Origin of the sequence: Sinorhizobium garamanticum (assembly GCF_029892065.1) — a bacterium.
Lineage (GTDB): Bacteria > Pseudomonadota > Alphaproteobacteria > Rhizobiales > Rhizobiaceae > Sinorhizobium > Sinorhizobium garamanticum.
The window spans coordinates 223,131-241,480 of record NZ_CP120373.1; the positions used below are offsets into that span (position 1 = coordinate 223,131).

The window sequence follows — 18,350 nt, forward strand, 5'->3', positions numbered from 1 at the left end:
GTGGCTGCCGTCCGAACCCGCTCCGAACGCGCGCTGAACCGGCTGGCGATCGCCGCCGTGCTGGTCATCACGCTGATTTTCCTCGCGCCGATCTACTGGATCACGTCGACGGCATTCAAGCCGCGCAACCTAGCCACGACCATTCCACCGACGATCGTCTTCGAGCCGGAGATATCACCTTTCGTGAAGCTCTTCACCAAACGTTCGCAGATGCGCGGAGCGCCGACGCCGGAAGAATATGCTGCCGCCCCGTGGTGGGAGCGGCTCGTGTTTGATGGCGGCGAGAAGGTGGTGCGCTCCGGCCGTGGTGATATCCAGTTGTCCGGCTATCCGAACCGCTTCATGAACTCGCTGATCGTCGCTATCAGCTCGACGGTGCTCGCCGTGGGCATGGGGACATTCACGGCCTACGGCTTCTCGCGCTTCAAGGTGAAGGGGGAAGCGGATTTGCTCTTCTTCATCCTGTCGACGCGCATGCTTCCGCCCGTGGTCGTGGCTATTCCAATGTTCCTCATGTACCGCGCCGTCGGACTTAACGACACGCACTGGGGCCTCATCATCCTCTACACCGCCTTCAATCTCTCCTTCTCGGTCTGGCTCATGAAGGGTTTCATCGACGAGATCCCGAAGGAGTATGAGGAGGCAGCGCTCGTCGACGGCTACACGCGTATGGAAGCCTTCTTCAAGATCGTGATCCCGGAAGCCGCCACCGGCATCGCCGCGACCGCCGTCTTCTGCTTCATCACGGCCTGGAACGAATATGCCTTCGCGCTGATCATGACGAACCGGCGGGCGCAGACCGCACCGCCCTTCATTCCGAGCCAGGTCGGCTCCGGCCTGCCAGACTGGACCGTCATTGCTGCCGGCACGTTCATGTTCCTTCTGCCGGTCGCCATCTTCACCTTCCTGCTCAGGAACCATCTCCTGCGCGGCATGAGCTTCGGGGCGATCCGCAAATGACCTTCCGTGCCTTGAACCAGAAATACCTCGAGCCCGGCGCGCAGCTCCTGATGATCTTCGGCATCATCGCGCTCTGCCAGCCCTGGAACCTCTTCCTCCACCGCTACGGACTAACGATCACGCTCATCGGCCTCATCGGTTTCATGATCACGTCGAAGATCCCTCCGGAAGAAAAACGAGAGGAGAGCGGCCATTCATGACGCAGATTGAACTAAGGGGAATCGAAAAGTATTTCGGCGCCGTCCAGGTCATCAAGAATCTCAACCTCGCCATCGCGGACAACGAGTTCATCGTGCTGCTCGGCCAATCGGGTTGCGGCAAGACGACAACGCTACGCGCTATCGCCGGTCTCGAGACGATCGACGAGGGCGACATTCTCATCGACGGCCAGCCGGTGCAGCATATGAAGGCGTCGGACCGGGACATCGCCATGGTGTTCCAGTCCTTCTCGCTCTATCCGCACATGACGGTGTACGAAAATATCGCCTTCCCACTGCGCGCCACGCGCATGAGCAAGGGCGACGTCGACACGGCGGTGCGCGAGATCGCGCGCGTGCTGCGCATCTCTGACCTGCTCGACCGCAAACCGTCGGCGCTCTCCGGCGGCGACATGCAGCGCGTGGCGATCGGCCGGGCCCTCGTGCGTCGGCCCAAGGCCATGCTGATGGACGAGCCGATCGGCGCCCTCGACGCGAAGTTGCGCGAGGAGATGCGCGCCGAAATCAAGCGGTTGCACATCAAGCAGGGCTCGACGACCATCTACGTGACGCATGACCAGGTCGAGGCCATGGCGCTTGCCGACCGCATCGTCATCATGCACGAGGGCATTCTCCAGCAGGTCGGCAGCCCTTCCGAGGTCTATGCCTACCCAGCGAACATGTTCGTCGCCCAGTTCGTCGGAAGCCCTGTGATGAACATGGCGAAGGCGACCGTCAGAGAGACGGACGGGCATGCCAGCGTGCATGTCAGCGACGCGAACAAGGGCTTCGACTTCCCGGCCGCCCTGTCCAACCGCCTCTCCGACGCCAAGGCCGAGAACGGTAACCTGACGCTTGGCGTTAGGCCCGAGGGTGTGCTTGTCTCGCGCGAAGCCCGCGATGGCTTCATACCCGTCGAGGCGCACATTATCGAACCGCTAGGCTCGCACGACATCGTTGACCTCAAGGTGGGCGACCAGATGCTGCGCGCCCGCACGAAGAGCGGTTTCGTGCCCGGTGCGGGCGAAGCCGTCTGGGCGCGCATCGATCCCGCCCAGGCTCACTTCTTCAACACCGCGACCGGCACGTCGCTGGGGATCAGACTCTGATGGCGCATATCGAACTCAAGGGCATCACCAAAATATTTGGCCACCACACGGCACTGAAGAACCTGAACCTCGAAATCGCCGATGGCGAGTTCTTCGTGCTGCTCGGCCAGACCGGCGCCGGCAAGACGACGACGCTGCGCCTGATCGCCGGCCTCGAAAAGCCGACGGACGGCAAGGTCTTCATCGACGGCGAGGACGTGGCGGACTGGAGCGCGGCCGAGCGCGACGTGGCGCTCGTGCTGCAGCAATATTCGCTCTATCCGCGCTACACGGTGCGGGAGAACCTGGAATTTCCGCTGAGACCCCGCATTCGTCGGGTCGAGCCGGCGGAGATTCAGGAACGCGTTGCCCGCGTAGCCAAGACGCTGCGCATCGAGCACCTGCTGGACCGCAAGACGGATCGACTTTCCGGCGGCGAGATGCAGCGCGTCTCGATCGGCCGTGCGATCGTGCGCAAGCCGCGCGTGTTCTTGATGGACGAGCCGCTATCAGCGCTTGACGCCAAGCTGCGCGAGGCGCTGCGTACGGAGCTCAAGAACCTCCAGATGAACCTCGGCGCGACTTTCCTCTTCGTCACCCACGACCAGATCGAGGCGATGTCGATGGGCGACAAGATCGGCGTCCTCAACAACGGCCAGCTCGTGCAGACCGGCACGCCGCAGGAGATCTACCGCAATCCGGTCAACACTTTCGTCGCGCGCGCCGTCGGCTCACCACCGATGAACCTGATCTCCGGCACGCTTGCCGGCGACGAGGCCGTCGCCAGCGAAGGCTACCGCCTGCCGCTCGGCAGCGGGCACGGTGCGGCGACGGACGGGCGGCCGCTCACCTTCGGCATCCGTCCCGAGGACCTCTTTCTTGACATCGGCGCGCCGGGCGAGGCCCGCGTGCACGACGTGGAAAACCATGGAGTCGAGAAGATCGTGACGCTCCGCACCGCCGGCGAGACGCTGCTGCAGGCAACCGTGCCAGCCCAGACGAGCCTCGCGATCGAGGAGACCGTGCGCTTCTCGTGGAACCCGGAGAAGGTCGTCCTCTTCGACGGTGCGAGCGGCGTCAGCCTGCGACACGCCAGCTGATCACCCTTACCTGATTGCTTTTTGCAATCAGGTAATAACGACCTCCGTGAATGATGCGTAGGTCGCCATGAAGTCCATCTCTACATCCCACGCCTTCTCGTTCTTTTCCAAATGGCGTTTCGAGCACCGCCTGCTCGACCGCGCCGGATCGGGACTGAGCCTGGAGCCCTTCAGGGTTAAATGGAAACGGTTCTGTTGGCTCAAACGGAGTCGGATGGTCGACCGGTCGGCGCGCGGCGTAGCCAAAGCATACGTCCAAGCCGGCCGGCCGATCAGGCGGCCCGTTTCAGCCAACCCGAAGGGCCGGGCATCTTTCCGCCAGGCTCAGAGGCGATCGGCTCGGACGTACATCCGGGTACGCCCCTTCGCCGATCGCCTCTGCCCTGACGAAAACCTGCTCCGGCAGAACTGCTTCCATTTAACCCTGAAGGGCTCTAGGCCGGAAACCGACGGCGATAGCGATCGACCACTTCGGGATTGCGCAGATTGACCGGCAGATCGCCCTTGAGGATGCGCAATACCTCGCCCGCCGCCCCCGTGCCCATGCGCATCATGCTTTCTTCCGTGATGCCCGCGAGGTGGGGAGTGACGATGACATTGTCGAAGGTGAAATAGGGATGGTCGAGCGGCAGCGGTTGGGTCGAGAACACGTCGAGCGCCGCACCGCCGATCCTACCCTCCCGCAGCGCCTCTATCAGCGCCGCGTCCTCAACGACCGGGCCGCGCGACACGTTGACGAGGATCGCGCCCGGCTTCATGCGCGCGATGCGCGCACGGCTGAGAAGGTCGGTCGTCTCTGGCGTCAGCGGGCAGCAGAGCACGACGATGTCGGCGGTAGAGACCAGATCGTCAAGTGACAAGAAGCGCACGTCCTCGGGCAGGCCTTCCGGCGAACGGCTGTTGGCGATGACCTCCATGCCGAAACCGTATTTCGCGATCTTGAAGATCGCCTTGCCGACATTGCCCATGCCAATGATGCCGATCGTGCGGCCGCCGAGGTCGACCGCCCGGTCGGAATGGCCGCGTCCCGCCGCCCAGCCGCTCGCCCGAAGGTCGCGGTCCATCGGGCGGAACTGCCGGAGCAGCGCCAGCGTCACCATAAAGACATGCTCTGCAACCGTCGGCGCATTGACGGCCGGCACGTTGGCGACGAGCACGCCGGCCCGGGTCGCCACGTCGATGGGGATCATGTCGAGCCCCGCGCCGTGCCGAACGGCAGCCCGCAGCGCTGGTGCATCGTCGAAGAAGGCCGGCGGGATCGGCGCACGCACGATCACGATCTCCGCACCGCGTCCTTCACGAAGCAACGTTTCGGGATCGGGAGCGGACGCAATACAGAGATTGCCCGCGGCCTTCAGCATAGCCTCGGCCGCCGGGTGCAGGGCATGCGTGGAAAAGATGAAGCTCATCGCCCCTCCCCGTCGATTGCGCCCTATTCGGCGGCCGTCGCCGATCCCCCGATAAGGCCCTTCCAGTAACTCTCGGCCCCTTGAAGGTGCGCATTCATGAGCGCCTGGGCGAGATTGCCGTCGCGGGCAAGCAGCGCCTCGTAGATGCGAATATGCTCCTCGTGCGAGCGCCGGCTGCGCGCGATATCGCCGAAATAGATCGGCAGGCGCTGTTCGCCCATCGTGTAGTAGACGCTGCAGACGCGATAGAAGACGCTGTTTTTGGTGGCGCGCACGATCTCCAGGTGGAAATCACGGTCCTCCCGGGCCAGCCCTTCGCCTGCCGCGATCTTGGCTTCCGATGCCGCGAGGATCTCCCGCAGGCGCTCGTAGTTCTCCTCCGTCGCCCGTGCGCAGGCGAGCTCAGCGGCCTTGATCTCGTGGATCTTCCGCAGTTCCACCGTCTCGTAAATAAGGATCGGATCGAGTGGCACGCCTGCGCGTGCGAAGAGCGCCATCGCCTCGACGCTCGCCTCCGTCGTCGTCAGGTAGATTCCGGATTTCGCGCGGCGCTCGACGATGCGCATCGCCTCCAGAATCGCGAGCGCTTCGCGGATCTGGCCGCGGCTGACGTTGAAATGCTCCGCAAGCTCCCGTTCCGAAGGCGTGCGGCCGTTGCCGCTCGAATTGGAGAAGAGATGTGCCGCCAGGTCGGAGAGGAGTGAGTTTTCTTTCATCGTCACTATCTTCGCGCGTGGGCTTTCAGAACCTGTTGATTGATGGTGAAGCCCAGGCCGGGTTTATCAGGAATCTCTATCATGCCGTCCGTCACGGACACAGTCTCCTCGACAAGGTCATGAATCATCGGGTTGGCGCCGAGCGAATATTCGATGATGAAACTTGCCGGGGAGGCCGCACAGAGGTGCAGGCCCGAGAAGAAGCAAGGGGCGCCTGCCCACAGATGCGGTGCGAAACGGAGGTTGAAGGCACTGGCGAGCGCACCGATGCGCATCGCCTCCGTAATGCCGCCACAGAAGGCCGGGTCGGGCTGAAATATATCGGCCGATCTCATGATGGCAAGGTCGCGGAAGGCAAAACGCGTCGCCTCGCTCTCGCCGGCCGCAATCGGCACGTTGCCGGCCGCGCGCACCTCCGCCATGCCGGGCTTGTCGTCGGCGATCACCGGCTCCTCGAACCAGGCAAGATCGCAGTCCTCGACGAGCTGGATGAAGCGCTTCGCCTCGGCGACCGTGTAGGTCCCATGCGCATCGACCATCAGGTCCACGCCGGGGCCTAGCGCCTTGCGCGCCGCCTTGACGCGTGCGGCCGAGACATGCGGCGCATGGTCCATGGCGCCGACGCGCATTTTCACCGACTTGAAACCGCCGGCCGCGATGTAGGACTGGAGCTGGTCGCCGATCTTCTCGGCGTTTTCCCAGCCGCCGGAAGCATAGGCCGGCAGCCGGTCCGCCTTGCGGCCGCCGAGAAGCTTCCACACCGGGACGCCCAATGACTTGCCGAGAATGTCCCAGAGGGCGATGTCGACCGCACTGATCGCAGCGACGGAGAGGCCCCGCCGTGCAATCTCCGGCATCGCATGGCCCGACATCGCCGCGGTCTCGTGGCGCACGCCGTTGTAGAGCATCTCCCAGATGGCGGAGATGTCGGCCGGGTCGCGCCCGACGAGCTTGGGCCCCACCTCGTGGTTCAGCATGTGTACGAGCGTGCGGTAAGTGCCGGCGCTGCCGGCTGCGTTCTTGCCTTCGCCCCAGCCGACGATGCCGTCGTCCGTCTCGATGCGCAGGATTGCGGCGTCGAAGGTCGCCAGCCGCCCGAAGTCGCTGCGGTGCTGGTGGCTCGCCTCGATGGGGATGCTGACCCACCAGGCCTCTACGGTCTTGATACGCATGTCGAATCTCCCCCTCACGGCGCGCTGGCCGCAAGGGCACACCCGGTCGTCACTTGATCAGCGGCAGGATGGTTTCTGCGGTGATCCGCATCTGATCGTCGTAGAACTTCTCGGTGAGCAGGCTCGAGCCGTGGTCCTGGATGAACTTCAGCTGCTCCGGCGGGATGTCGACCGGGTTGCGCTCAACCATATCCGGGTACTTGGCGGCCGGCGTACGGTCGACAGGGGCGACGAACTCATTGGTCACGGCGCCGTCGTAGCCGATCTCCTTCAGCGTGCCGATGATCTTCGGCCAGTCGAGTTGACCGAGGCCGGCGGCAAAGCGGTTGTTGTCGGCGACGTGGAAGTCGAATAGGCGATTGCCCGCGAGGCGGATCGCGTCATACATGTTTTCCTCCTCGATGTTGAGGTGGAAGGCGTCGAGGCAAACGCCGCATTCAGGGCTGACGGCATCGGCAAGCGCCAGCGCCTGAGCAGCGCGGTTGAAGAGATAGGTCTCGAAGCGGTTGAGTGGCTCGATCGCCAGCCGTATGCCCATTTTCTGCGCATGGGCGAAGCATTCCTTGGTAGCATCGACCACCCACTTCCACTCTTCCTCCTCCGTCGCATCCGGCACGATCTTGCCGACGGTCGCCGGCACCAGCGTGACGATCTCGCCCTCGAGTTCGCTCACCATGGTGATGACGCTCTTTACGTAGTCGACGGACTTGGCGCGCTGGCCCTCGTCCTTGGCGGCGAGGTTGCGTTCGCCGAGCGTCAGCGTCACCGCACCCCAGCAACGGATGCAATGCTCCTTCAGGGTCGCGCGCGTCTCCTTGACATCGTACTGCGTTGGCTCGCCGGAAATTTCGATGCTCTCGTAGCCGTATTTCTTGATGCGCTTCAGCGTGACGGCGAGCGGTTCTGCCCGCATCCAGTTGTGCGTCGAAAGGTGCATGACCGTCCTCCCAGACTCTTGCGGCTACCGCGGCGCCCGGACGGGCGGTGCGGGCCTCCTCCTTGCCGGCCGCGCCTGCCTAGTGGCAATCTGGTGTGGCCAATTATTGTTGATCGAAGCTCTAGCGCAATTTTTCTCCACCCGCAAGACGTCGAGCGCGGCGGCTATTTATCCTCATTTTCGGTTATTTATCGCGGAGTGTCAGATTATTTGCCTTGAGTTGCCTCCGGGGCACTGGCTTGACCAGACTATCAGATTTGGTATGACCAGATCGCGGCGACCGGGAGGAGACGGGACGCCGCACCAATGCCCGAAGGAGGCCGGAGGGAGGAGACATGAAGATCGGCATGTGCATGTTTCTGTGGACGACGAGCGTCGGCCGGAAACACGAGAAGCTGTTGCGCGACCTCAAGGAAACGGGCTTCGACGGCGTCGAGATCCCGATCTTCGGGGGCACGCCTGACGACTACCGCCGGCTGGGCGGGCTGCTCGACCAGATCGGGCTGGAACGCACCGCCGTGTCCGCCATCGGCGACCCGTCGATGAACCTGATCTCGCCGGACGCGGCGACCCGCAGGCGCGGCATCAACTACATGAAATGGGCGATCGACTGCGCGGATGCGCTCGGCGCCAACACCTTGAGCGGGCCGCTACATTCGACAATCGGCCAGTTCTCCGGCAGCGGACCGACCGCCGCGGAACTCAAGCGTTCGATTGTCTCGCAGCGCGCGATCGGCGACCACGCGGCCAAGCGCGGCGTGACGATCGGACTTGAGGCGCTGAACCGCTTCGAATGCTACCTCGTCAACACCATGGACGACCTCTCCGCCCATATCGACGCGATCGACCATCCGAACATCCGCGCCATGTACGACACGTTCCACAGCAACATCGAGGAAGCCGACCCGATAGACGCCTTCACGCGCAACAAGGATCGGATCGTCCATGTCCACATCTCCGAGAACAACCGCGGCGTACCGGGGCGCGGCAACATCCCCTGGACGGAGACATTCAAAGCGCTGCGCGCGAGTGGCTATGACGGCTGGCTGACGATCGAGGCCTTCGGCCGCGCGCTGAAGGACCTCGCAGCGGCGACCAAGGTCTGGCGCGACTTTGCCGAGACGCCGGAAGCGGTCTACCGCGACGGCTACCGCCATATCCGCGACGGGTGGCAGGCGGCAGCGTGATGGGCGCCCTTCGAAGCATAGGCCAGCGCCTGGCGCTTTCTTCGCCCGCTTCATCGGCTCGAGGAATAAGTCGAATTTCGCAATGGCTTAATGGACCGTGAGCGCCGTCTTATCGTCCGGCCCGCTCTATGATGCCGTTGAAAGACGGATGCCGGAGTTTGTTGTCGTCGGTTCTCACGCAGCTGTACTCGGGGACGCTTTTTCGGCTACCCCTAAATCTTCTCCTGGGCGGCGAACCAGGCGGAGATCTCGGGCATATTGCGCTCAAATCCACCGGGTATGAAAAGATTGAGCAGCCGCGCGGTCGTCTTTCCGGTGTTTCGGAAATCGTGGACGACGCCGGCCGGTATTCTCAGGAACGTTCCCGGTGTGCAGCGCCACCAGCAGTCGTCGACGAGGATTTCGGGCACACCTTCGAGCACGTAGAAAACCTCGTCGTTTCCGGCATGGCTGTGACCGCCGACACCCTTCAGACCAGTCTTGAGAATCCACTCTGACACGGAATAGGCGGCCTCCGTCTCGGCTTCGTCGGCCTTGAATACGCCCGTGAGCAGGCCGAGCCCGTAGTGCCGCCCTTCCCCCGGCTTCAGAATGATGACGTTGCGGCGGCGGTGCGGCGGACTGTCATCCCCTATGCTGTTCTTTGAGAGAGATCGCCGAGCCATCTGCCTGCTCCGTCATTGATTGCGCAATTACTATGCGGCACGCCATTCGGGCCTATTACATCTCCAAAGGCTGCATTCTTTCATGTCGATTTTGGTCCACCGCGTTCATGCACCGGTCTCCTCGTTCCAGCGGCGCTGCATTTCTTCAGGCGCCACATCTTCGATCTTCTGCGAGAGCATCCACCGATGGCCGAAAGGATCGACGACCATGGCGACGCGCTCGCCATAGGCTTGATCTGCAGCGGCACGTAGAACGACGGCCCCCGCCTCGACGGCCCGGGCAAGATCGGCATCGACCGACAACGTTGCGAGGTGGAAGGTTACGGGAGAGCCACCGATCGTATCGGGGCTTAGTGCACCGAAGTCGGGATACTCGTCGGCGATCATGACCGTGCTTTCGCCGATCTTGAGTTCCGCGTGCCCGATCCGACCATCACGCGGGTCGGTCATTCGGAAAAGCTCTTCGGCGCCGAAGGCGCGGCGATAGAAGTCAATCGCTTGCCGCGCATTCTTGACGACGAAATAGGGCGTCAGGGATGAAATCGAGGTGGACATGGGCGACCCCTTGTCGCTGGCGTATAATTACGTTACGTTACGTTTTATAATTAAATGAGTCAAGAGCACATGAGCCTACCGAAACGACGCGGAAGACCGCCGAGCCAAATGGCGAGGGCGAGGGTCCTGAAAGCGGCGCACGACATATTGACCGAGGATGGATTTGGCCGTTTGACGGTCGAGGCCGTTGCCGCGAAGTCCGGCGTCGGCAAGCCGACGATCTACAGGCAATGGGCGAACGCCTCCGAACTTGCCATGGCTGCCTTGATGTCAGGAGATACGGGCGCCTTCGACGAAGGCGGGACAAATCTGCGATCGGCGCTCACGGCGCAAATGCGATCGCTGATCCAGGCTTTTGCGACGACCAGAGGGCGCCAAATCGCCATGACGCTCGCCGCCGCCGACCCCGACAGCGAATTTACCAAGGCCTTCCGCAACCAGGTCATCCTCTCGAGCCGCGAGGCGGGTCGCGCCCTGTTGCTCGAGGCAGCCGCGCGGGGAGAGATTATGCTGCCGCAAGACGTCGATGTGCTGCTCGACATGATTTACGGCCCTGTCTTCTACCGGCTGCTCGTCGGACATCGCCCGCTCGACGCGAGCTTCGCCGACAACATCGTCGCGATCGCGCTAGAAGTCGTGGCGAGCTCCTAGCGACGGGCAAGAGCTACCCGGCCGACGGCCGATGTTCCCGAATGTCATGCGATCTTTTTAGGACAGAACAAGAACATCCGGCTGGTTCTCGCCGCCTAGAGCCGGCTCGTCCCAGACGCGCTACGCGCGGTGAGGAAGGTGAGAATCGACCCACTCCTGACCTTCCCACTTCGCCAAAAAATCAGCAAAGGGTGTGGAAACCGTGCCATATGGCGCACCCGTCGGAACGGCGTGATTGCGGCAACGAGGGGACGTCGCCCCGCCTATGCTCGAGGGCTGCTCACTCTAACGTCTGGTCCGCTCCGCGGCCGTTGAATGGAAATCGCTACGAAGCGCGCGGGCAGACTTTAACCCTCCGCGCCTGAGCATCATCCAAATTCATAGAATCACCACAGGACGGTGGTCGTCGAGCGAGTTTTCAGCAGCCTATTAATGTGTAACTTGGGAAGCTGCCGACATCAATTCCTCAGGATTCGGTGCCCTGAACGTATTGACGCCATCCTCCAAAACTTCAGTGAAGCTCCAGCGTACGATGCCCCCTCGGTCGATCAGGAACTGACCGACAAGCTGCCCCTGGCTGGAAGCCATCGCCTGCTGATCGGCTTCCGTAATCTCATACCCTTCCTTTTTGTTGAGAAACTCGTCCATTGCCATGACATCCATAGGCTCGGGCATCTCGCCCGGGAGATGGACCCGTATCGCCATGACCGTGTCCATCCCGACCTCGCGCAAGCCGAAAGCACGGTGCGAGGCCCGCTCCGGGTCGGATGCGGCGAGAAGATCGGGGGCCGGGTGGTAACGGAAATAGAGCCGCGCCCGCTCGACCGGCGTAATGACCACCGCCAGGCATTCGACGCCTTTCTCGCGCAGGGCCGGCTTGAGTTGCGCCATCGCCGCGACATGGCGCCGGCAGAACGGACAGTGTAGGCCGCGAAACATACCGATCAATAACGGGTTACGGCCTCGAAAATCATCGAGCGCGATCTTGCCGTCGCGCGATATCGCATCGAGCACTATGTTCGGGGCCTGGTCGCCCGGCTGCAGCGGGCGGCCGACACTACTCGTGGACATGGACTACCTCCTCGCCCCGGATCAGTCAGGAAAAGGCACCACACCCAGCTTCGGCGTTGAGCCTATGCTGGGGGCGCAAAACTTCCTGCGCCAGAGCAAATACAGCGTTCGGCCTCTGCCATATTGTCGAGGTCGTGATTACGCGCTGCAGACCCATCATAACACGAAAAAGCGTCCGCGGGTCGCCCGCTAGCCGTCTCGCGCGCCGCGGTAAACTGTGGGTCGTCTCAACTCACTCGGCGAACCCTTCGAACGTTAGACTAACACAACGCGAGATGGGCTACGCAACTCAGAGAGGCACGCGGAGCGACCCCCTCGTGAAATATCTGATCAGCCTTTCCAGCGCAGCGCCGCGGTGTCGACCGGCGCGTCCCATAGCGAAAGCTCTCGTTCCTTGAGGCGCGCAACGGTGATAGACAGGCCCGCCATGTCCAGCGAGGTGACATAGGTTCCGACCAATGACCGGGCGACCGTGGCGCCCAGGCTCTGAAGCCGCGCTCGGACGGAGTTGTAAGCGAGATAAAGCTCCGATACCGGCGTGCCGCCGAGGCCATTGATGAAGAGCAGCAGGTTGTCACCTCGGTCCGGTGCCAGATCGCTCAGGATCGCCCCGAGCATTGCTTCCACGATTTCGTCGGCGGTCGCGAATGTGACCCGCGCACGTCCCGGCTCTCCATGAATTCCGACGCCCATCTCCATTTCGTCTTCGCTGAGCACGAAGGTCTCCCGCTCCGTGTCGGGTACGGTCACGCCGCCAAGCGCCACGCCCATGGTGCGGATGCGGCCGTTCAGGTCCTCGCCAAGCGCACTCAGTTCTTCGAGCCGCCAGCCTGCCTCCGCCGCTGCTCCGAGCAGCTTCTCGACCACGAGCGTCCCCGCAACGCCTCTCCTGTCCTGGCTCCGCTTCGACCCGCCGGGATTGACGTCGTCGCGCACAATCACGGTGGCGATCCGGTGCTGCGCGGCGAGCTCGGCGGCCATCGCGAAGTTCATGACGTCGCCGTCATAATTCTTGACGACGAGCAAACATCCGGCGCCGCGATCCATTTCCCGGATCGCGGCCACGATCTGGTCCGGCGTCGGAGAAGTGAAGACGTGCCCGGTACAGGCAGCGTCCAGCATGCCCTTCCCGACGAAGCCGACATGCATCGGCTCGTGCCCGGCGCCGCCGCCCGAAATGAGAGCGACCTTGCCCGGGCAAAGACTTCGCCGGCGAACGAATCTCCTGTCGGCTCCGAAGGTCACCAGCCGTTCATGGGCCGCGACGAAGCCCGCAAGGCTTTCCGCCACCAGCGTCTCGGCCCGGTTCATGAATTTCTTCATCGTGCCCCTCCCACGACGCCGTGCTCTCCTGCCCCGCGCAAAATCGCCGCAACGCTCCCATTCTCGGCACCGGGTGCTCTTGGTCGGAGTCGAACATAGACGGTCCTGCCGGAGGCAGCGATGTACTGGAACACATCACGACCCTCTAATCCATCGTTCCTACCAGTTTCGCCATGTTCCGGACGAGTTCCTCGATCGCTTCGTCGAACAGGCGGTTCTTCTTTTCATCGCCGAGGTCGGGAACGATCAGCGAGAGCTGTCGCAGCTTCTGCGAGCTTCCGAAATCCGGCAGCTTGCCGGGGTGCGCGGACTGATAGGCCTGAAGAAAGCGCTCCTGTTCACCGGGGCTGAAATGGCAGACCCGAAAGATCGTAGCGAGGTGACGCGCCGGCAGCGGGGTCGAATAGGCGGGACTGGTTACTTGCGTGACGAAGCTGCGATGCTTGCTGAGCGCAACGGCGAGCCGCTGACGGGTGCCCGACGGTCGATTGTCGATGATCTGCGCCAGGATCGTCTTGTAGGCGATGATGGCATCTTCAACCGTCTCGCGCGACATTCATTTCACCTCCGCGGCAGCCCGGCCATCCGAGAACAAGCCGCCGATTGTGGATCTTATATCGGCCGCGCGATTGGGCGCCACGGAGAAGTGGCGAAGGCCCGCAGCCATGAGCGCCGGGATATGCCAGGGGTCGGAGGCCATCTCGCCGCAGATCCCGATCGGTTTTTTCATCGCCTCGGCAAGCGCCACGCCCTGCGCGATTACCCTACAGACCGCCGGCGTGGCGGCGTCGTAAAGTGCGGAGACGCTTTGGTCGTCCCTTGCGGCCGCCGCAAGATATTGCGCCAGATCGTTTGTCCCGAAGGAGAAGAAGTCTGATCGCGAAAAACGATCGAGCATCAATGCCGCCGCCGGAACCTCCACCATGATGCCGATCTCCGGCATGCGCGCCTGCAGCCCACGCCTGACAAGAGCGGCGCGCTCCTCTTCGAAGAACGCCTGCATCGCGTCGAACTCGTCCGGGATCGTCACCATCGGCAAGAGGACGCCGAGATCGCCGTGCACGGCGGCGCGCAGCAGCGCGCGCGCCTGGGCGCGGGCAAGCTCCGGCCGCGCCAGGAGCAACCGGATGCCCCTGAGGCCCATGAAAGATTCGCTCTTCTTGGCCCCAAGGCCCGGCAATGTCTTGTCGCCGCCGAGATCCAGCATACGCACGGTCACCGGCGCTTCGCCGGCCCAGTCCAATGCGCGGCGATAGATATCGTAGTGTCTTGCCTCATCGACGGCATCCGCGGCCGAAGTCAATAGAAATTCGGTCCGCATCAGACCGATGCCCGCGAAGGACGAGGAATCAATGGCCTTGAATTCAACCGGATCATTGATGATGGCGGATAGCCGGATCGCAAGGCCGTCGGCGGTCTTAACCGTTCCGCCGGTGCGGCGTGAGGCGATCGGCCTCGATCGAGCCATTCTCGACTTCGCCTCGCGAACTTGAGCATCCCCAGGCTCAATTACGACTCGGCCGTCATTCGCATCGACAAGCGCGCGAATGCCACCGGCGACTTCGAACCGCCCGGTTGCCACGACCATGGGGACCGAACGGCTGCGGGCGAGCATTGCTACGTGGCTGGAAGCGCTGCCTTCGAAGAGGACGATGCCGCCGCCGGCGGTCCAGTCATGCTGAAGGAAGAGGCTGGGCTGAAGGTCCTTACCGACGAAGACCGAACCCGGCGCGAAGTCCACCAGGGGACGGCCGATGAGCGCACTGAGAACGCGATTGCGGATGTCGACGATATCGACGGCGCGGGCGCGGAGTTGCTCATCGGGTGCCGCCTCGATGCCGGCGATATAGTCGTTGAGCGCTCCTAGCCAGGCGAGTGCGGCGCCATCGCCTGTGACGATCCGGTCCTCGGCCATTTCGACGAGAGCCGGATCGAGCAGCATCTCGATCTGGAAGTCGAGAATGCCGGCGCTCTCCTCATCCGACCGATCCGCGAGAGCCTTGAGTTCCGCGACGGCAGTGGCGACGGCCTGCTGCAGCTTGTCGCCCTCCGCGGCCACGGAGTCACGCAGCGCAAGCGCCTCTGCGGTAACATCGACGGGGCGATGGACAGGCCCGACCCCGACACCTGGAGAGGCGGAGATTCCTGTGATTTCAAGCGCTTCGGCCATGCTTCTTTTCTTCATCGAAGTCGCGCTCGACGAGCGCCCTGAGGGCATGGATCGCTTCTGCGGCGCGTAAGCCGCGGGCTCGGATTTTCAGGATCGAACCCCTTCGAATCTTCGCCCCCATGATCTTGACGATGCTCTTGCCGTTCAGCCAGACGTTGCTGTCGTTGACCTCGATCTCGACCGTGCAGGGAAACGACTTCGCGAGCCGCGTGAAAATGACCGACGGACGGGCGTGCAGTCCGAAGCCGTGTGTCACCTCGATCTCCGCCTGGCAGTAGCCGTGCGTGTCGACTGTCTCCGATGTTTTCCGTCGCGGCCTGTTGTCCATCACGGTGACAGCTCCTCGGCCGTCGCCACGACGCGGGCGAGAGCCGCGCCGCCCGACGCTTCAGCGGCAGCCATCACCGCCCCCTCGACGAGTGGCGCATCGCAAATAACCACTCTTCCGGAACGCGGCTCTCCGAGCATTTCGATCGCCATTTCGCTGTTGGTCTCCGCCCCGCCGAGATCGACGAAGACGGCGACCCCGGCATCCGACCAGGCCCGCTCTAGCGCGGCCAGTATGCCGGCCGCATGCGTGCCGAGCCCGCCCTCGGCGTTGCCGCCTGACCAGGCGAGCGGCACGCAATCGCCGACCATCTGGCGCACCATGTCGGCGGCGCCCTCGGCGACGAGCGGAGAATGCGAGACGATGACGATGCCGACATTTGCAGATTTCGGGTTCATGCCGGACATTGCTCCTCCAAGAAACGGCAGATCGCTGCCGTCAGCAGCGCACAACTCTTCGCGCCCGGATCGACATGACCGATCGACCGGTCGCCGAGAAACGCGGCGCGTCCTCGCATCGCCCTCATGCCGAAGGTGAGGCTTGCCGCCCTTTCCGCCCGCTCGGAAATACCTGCCAGTCCCGCGCGCCTTAACACTTCGCCATGCACCGGGTAAAGCACATCGAGCAGCGTCTTGTCGCCGGGACCTGCCCGGCCACGACGAGCAACGGCATCGATTGCACGCTCGAGCGCGCGTGCAAAGTCATCTTGGACGTGCGTACCGCCCAACTGGCGGCCGATCTCGATCAGCAGTGTCCCGTAGAGCGGGCCGGCCGCGCCGCCGACGCTCATGACAAGAGTGAGGCCGATCTCCTCCAGGGCTTTCGGCAGGGGAAGCTCTGAGAGCCGGTTTCGCTCGGCATAGACCGCCTCCAAGCCACGACGCATGTTGGTACCATGATCTCCGTCGCCGATCGCCCTGTCGAGTTCCGACAGATGATCGGCATTGGTGGCAATCACCTCGCGACAGGCCTCGATCAACCCGCCTATGAGCGCTGCGTTTGCCGACACTACGGACACCTTCTTCCAACCCTCCCCGATCATACTCGCGATCGGTCGCCATCGTTAGAGCATGCCCAGCCCGGGATGAGGATAAAGTGTGCGCGGTTTTCCGCCCGCATCCCAGGCTAACTTCCTAGAATCGATCACGTTTATGATTTAGGTCGATCCGACCTATATCATCGCGATCTAACGAAGCCCTGCCGCGACTTCGAAGACCGCGGCCACCGCCATGGCGCCCGGGTCCGGTACGCCGTCGAGATCCCGTTCGCCGACGTAAGAAGCGCGGCCGGCCTTCGCCTTCTTCATCGCCCGGGTCGCGTCGGCGCCGGCGCGCGCCGCGGAAGCCGCCGCGGCAAGACCGCCCGCTCTAAGCGCGCGCAGCGCCGGATCCAGAGCATCTACCATCGTTCGGTCGCCGACGGCCGCCCCGCCGTAGAAGGTCATCCGTTCGAGTCCCGCCAAGAGCGCACCCGCCATGTCTTTCGTGTCCGAATAGGCCTTGGCGGCGGCGGTGAAGAAGATTGACAGAAGCACGCCGCTCGACCCGCCCATGCTTGTGCTAAGAATGCTGCCGATCGACGAGAGCGTCGCGGCGATATCCTTCAGCGGCAGCCTTTCGATCTGCGCCAGAACGCTGCGCGAACCTGTCGCCACGGTCGAGCCGGTATCGCCATCACCGGCCCGGGAGTCGAGGTGGTTGAGCTCCGCCTCTAACGAGAGCAGATGATCGCAGATCGCCGCGATCAGCCGATCGGCCGCCGGATCGTGACTGGCGGCCACGGACGGAGTGGCGGGCATGGCAGTCACCGGCAGAACGGAGACATCATGCCGCTCGACGGCGGGTATCCAGGCATGCGGGCCGACAGGCGATGTCAGTGCTGCCTCACGCTCGCCGTCGAGCCGGATCAGGGAAAGCGAAAAGCCGTTCATGTTGAGCGCCGTCATCATCGGCGCCGGGCCTATCGTCAGCTTCACGCGCTCGGCGAGCGACGATGAAAGAACCGTGTGGGCGATCAATCCCATCTCGATCGGCGGCACGGCACCAAGATTGTTGATGAGAAGCGCATAGTGGCCATCTACTGGCAAAGCCCTGGAAAGCCGCTCGGACATGATGGCAACAATGCTGCGCGCCTCCTGCAGGGCGATCCGTTCGGCGCCGGGTTCGCCATGGATGCCGAGGCCCAACTCCCCCTCGTCCGTCTCGAGCCGCTCCGCATGGGCCTGGCCCGGGATCGAGCACGACGATAGCGACACGCCGAGCGAGACGATAGCGCGCGCCGCCGAGCGGGCGGCAGCGGCAATGGTCTCGAGACCCGCATCCTGCTCGGACAGGTGTCCAGCAATCTTATGGACGAAGAGCGTTCCGGCGACGCCGCGCGGCTGGGCGATATCCGGCAGCGCGATGTCGTCGGCAACGATCACCATCTCGACGCGAAAGCCTTCGACGCGCGCCTTTTCCGCCGCGAGCCCGAAGTTGAGGCGATCGCCAGTGTAGTTCTTGACGATCAGCAGGCAGCCCTTCGGCCCGGTCACCGCGCGAATCGCGGTCAGCACCGCCTCGACGCTCGGCGAGGCGAAGATCTCGCCGGAAACCGCCGCAGTCAACATGCCTTTCCCGACAAAGCCCGCATGCGAAGGCTCATGGCCGGCCCCGCCGCCCGAGATGACTGCGACCTTCGCCTTTTCCCATTCACCGCGCAGGACGACCTTGATGTCGGGATAGGCGTCAAGGCGCGCGAGTCTTCCGGCCGGCGCCGTCTGCAGCAAGCCATCCAGCGCTTCGGTGACGATGTTTTCCCTGCGGTTGAAAAAGTGCTTCAT

Annotated in this window: 20 protein-coding genes; 6 read left to right on the forward strand and 14 right to left on the reverse strand. The window is 63.3% G+C overall.

Going from position 1 to position 18,350, the window contains the following annotated elements; translation table 11 throughout:
- Genes PZN02_RS01115 through PZN02_RS01130 form a run of 4 tightly spaced genes read left to right on the forward strand, consistent with a single transcriptional unit; the run spans nucleotide 1 to nucleotide 3,345 of the window.
- A complete protein-coding gene (locus PZN02_RS01115) occupies nucleotides 1-960 on the forward strand; it encodes a carbohydrate ABC transporter permease (protein ID WP_280659814.1) in 960 nt (319 codons plus the stop codon).
- Nucleotides 957-1,160 (forward strand): hypothetical protein, encoded by a 204-nt coding sequence (locus PZN02_RS01120; protein ID WP_280659815.1) that lies wholly within the window; start codon nucleotides 957-959, stop codon nucleotides 1,158-1,160. The genes PZN02_RS01115 and PZN02_RS01120 overlap by 4 nt, the downstream gene beginning before the upstream one ends.
- Nucleotides 1,157-2,266, forward strand: a complete 1,110-nt coding sequence (locus PZN02_RS01125) for an ABC transporter ATP-binding protein (protein WP_280659816.1) — start codon at nucleotides 1,157-1,159, stop codon at nucleotides 2,264-2,266. Before PZN02_RS01120 ends, PZN02_RS01125 begins: the two co-directional genes overlap by 4 nt.
- Entirely contained in the window at nucleotides 2,266-3,345 is a 1,080-nt protein-coding gene (locus tag PZN02_RS01130; RefSeq protein WP_280659817.1) for an ABC transporter ATP-binding protein, read from the forward strand. Before PZN02_RS01125 ends, PZN02_RS01130 begins: the two co-directional genes overlap by 1 nt.
- A 434-nt stretch (nucleotides 3,346-3,779) precedes the next feature.
- Here PZN02_RS01130 and PZN02_RS01135 read toward each other — a convergent pair whose 3' ends face one another.
- The 4 genes from PZN02_RS01135 to PZN02_RS01150 are packed head-to-tail and all read right to left on the reverse strand — an operon-like array spanning nucleotide 3,780 to nucleotide 7,579.
- Entirely contained in the window at nucleotides 3,780-4,754 is a 975-nt protein-coding gene (locus tag PZN02_RS01135) for a hydroxyacid dehydrogenase (protein WP_280659818.1), read from the reverse strand.
- A 23-nt stretch (nucleotides 4,755-4,777) separates the two neighbouring features.
- On the reverse strand, nucleotides 4,778-5,470 hold the full coding sequence (locus PZN02_RS01140) for a FadR/GntR family transcriptional regulator (protein WP_280659819.1): 693 nt from the start codon (nucleotides 5,468-5,470) through the stop codon (nucleotides 4,778-4,780).
- Between the two features lie 5 nt (nucleotides 5,471-5,475).
- A complete protein-coding gene (locus PZN02_RS01145) occupies nucleotides 5,476-6,642 on the reverse strand; it encodes a mandelate racemase/muconate lactonizing enzyme family protein (protein WP_280659820.1) in 1,167 nt (388 codons plus the stop codon).
- 49 nt (nucleotides 6,643-6,691) lie between these two features.
- Nucleotides 6,692-7,579: a sugar phosphate isomerase/epimerase family protein gene (locus PZN02_RS01150; protein WP_280659821.1), complete on the reverse strand. Its 888-nt coding sequence runs from the start codon at nucleotides 7,577-7,579 to the stop codon at nucleotides 6,692-6,694.
- A gap of 335 nt (nucleotides 7,580-7,914) precedes the next feature.
- Between PZN02_RS01150 and PZN02_RS01155 the strand changes: the two genes are divergently transcribed.
- Nucleotides 7,915-8,766 carry a sugar phosphate isomerase/epimerase family protein gene (locus tag PZN02_RS01155; protein ID WP_280659822.1) on the forward strand — a complete coding sequence of 284 codons (852 nt, stop codon included), beginning with the start codon at nucleotides 7,915-7,917 and terminating at the stop codon, nucleotides 8,764-8,766.
- A gap of 212 nt (nucleotides 8,767-8,978) precedes the next feature.
- On the opposite strand, the gene PZN02_RS01160 is transcribed toward PZN02_RS01155, so the two are convergent.
- Both PZN02_RS01160 and PZN02_RS01165 read right to left on the reverse strand, forming a co-directional pair.
- Nucleotides 8,979-9,431, reverse strand: coding sequence for a cupin domain-containing protein (locus PZN02_RS01160; protein ID WP_280659824.1), 453 nt, complete (start codon nucleotides 9,429-9,431; stop codon nucleotides 8,979-8,981).
- Between the two features lie 105 nt (nucleotides 9,432-9,536).
- The gene (locus PZN02_RS01165) at nucleotides 9,537-9,986 is read right to left on the reverse strand and encodes a VOC family protein (RefSeq protein ID WP_280659825.1); all 450 of its coding nucleotides are present in this window, start codon (nucleotides 9,984-9,986) and stop codon (nucleotides 9,537-9,539) included.
- Nucleotides 9,987-10,040: 54 nt separating this feature from the next.
- Here PZN02_RS01165 and PZN02_RS01170 point away from each other — a divergent pair, with 54 nt between their 5' ends.
- Nucleotides 10,041-10,637 carry a TetR-like C-terminal domain-containing protein gene (locus tag PZN02_RS01170; protein WP_280659826.1) on the forward strand — a complete coding sequence of 199 codons (597 nt, stop codon included), beginning with the start codon at nucleotides 10,041-10,043 and terminating at the stop codon, nucleotides 10,635-10,637.
- A 429-nt stretch (nucleotides 10,638-11,066) separates the two neighbouring features.
- On the opposite strand, the gene PZN02_RS01175 is transcribed toward PZN02_RS01170, so the two are convergent.
- The 8 genes from PZN02_RS01175 to PZN02_RS01210 all read right to left on the reverse strand — a co-directional run bounded on the left by PZN02_RS01175 (nucleotide 11,067) and on the right by PZN02_RS01210 (nucleotide 18,350).
- Entirely contained in the window at nucleotides 11,067-11,708 is a 642-nt protein-coding gene (locus PZN02_RS01175; RefSeq protein WP_280659827.1) for a peroxiredoxin-like family protein, read from the reverse strand.
- A gap of 330 nt (nucleotides 11,709-12,038) precedes the next feature.
- Nucleotides 12,039-13,031, reverse strand: coding sequence for a dihydroxyacetone kinase subunit DhaK (gene dhaK / locus PZN02_RS01180; protein WP_280659828.1), 993 nt, complete (start codon nucleotides 13,029-13,031; stop codon nucleotides 12,039-12,041).
- A gap of 145 nt (nucleotides 13,032-13,176) precedes the next feature.
- On the reverse strand, nucleotides 13,177-13,587 hold the full coding sequence (locus PZN02_RS01185; RefSeq protein ID WP_280659829.1) for a hypothetical protein: 411 nt from the start codon (nucleotides 13,585-13,587) through the stop codon (nucleotides 13,177-13,179).
- Nucleotides 13,588-15,201 carry a putative PEP-binding protein gene (locus tag PZN02_RS01190; RefSeq protein WP_280659830.1) on the reverse strand — a complete coding sequence of 538 codons (1,614 nt, stop codon included), beginning with the start codon at nucleotides 15,199-15,201 and terminating at the stop codon, nucleotides 13,588-13,590.
- Nucleotides 15,185-15,529 carry an HPr family phosphocarrier protein gene (locus tag PZN02_RS01195; protein WP_280661572.1) on the reverse strand — a complete coding sequence of 115 codons (345 nt, stop codon included), beginning with the start codon at nucleotides 15,527-15,529 and terminating at the stop codon, nucleotides 15,185-15,187. Before PZN02_RS01195 ends, PZN02_RS01190 begins: the two co-directional genes overlap by 17 nt.
- Nucleotides 15,529-15,927 carry a dihydroxyacetone kinase phosphoryl donor subunit DhaM gene (dhaM, locus tag PZN02_RS01200; RefSeq protein WP_280659831.1) on the reverse strand — a complete coding sequence of 133 codons (399 nt, stop codon included), beginning with the start codon at nucleotides 15,925-15,927 and terminating at the stop codon, nucleotides 15,529-15,531. Before dhaM ends, PZN02_RS01195 begins: the two co-directional genes overlap by 1 nt.
- The gene (gene dhaL, locus PZN02_RS01205) at nucleotides 15,924-16,571 is read right to left on the reverse strand and encodes a dihydroxyacetone kinase subunit DhaL (protein WP_280659832.1); all 648 of its coding nucleotides are present in this window, start codon (nucleotides 16,569-16,571) and stop codon (nucleotides 15,924-15,926) included. The genes dhaM and dhaL overlap by 4 nt, the downstream gene beginning before the upstream one ends.
- Nucleotides 16,572-16,715: 144 nt before the next feature.
- Complete coding sequence (locus PZN02_RS01210; protein ID WP_280659833.1) at nucleotides 16,716-18,350, reverse strand: dihydroxyacetone kinase subunit DhaK; 1,635 nt, start codon at nucleotides 18,348-18,350, stop codon at nucleotides 16,716-16,718.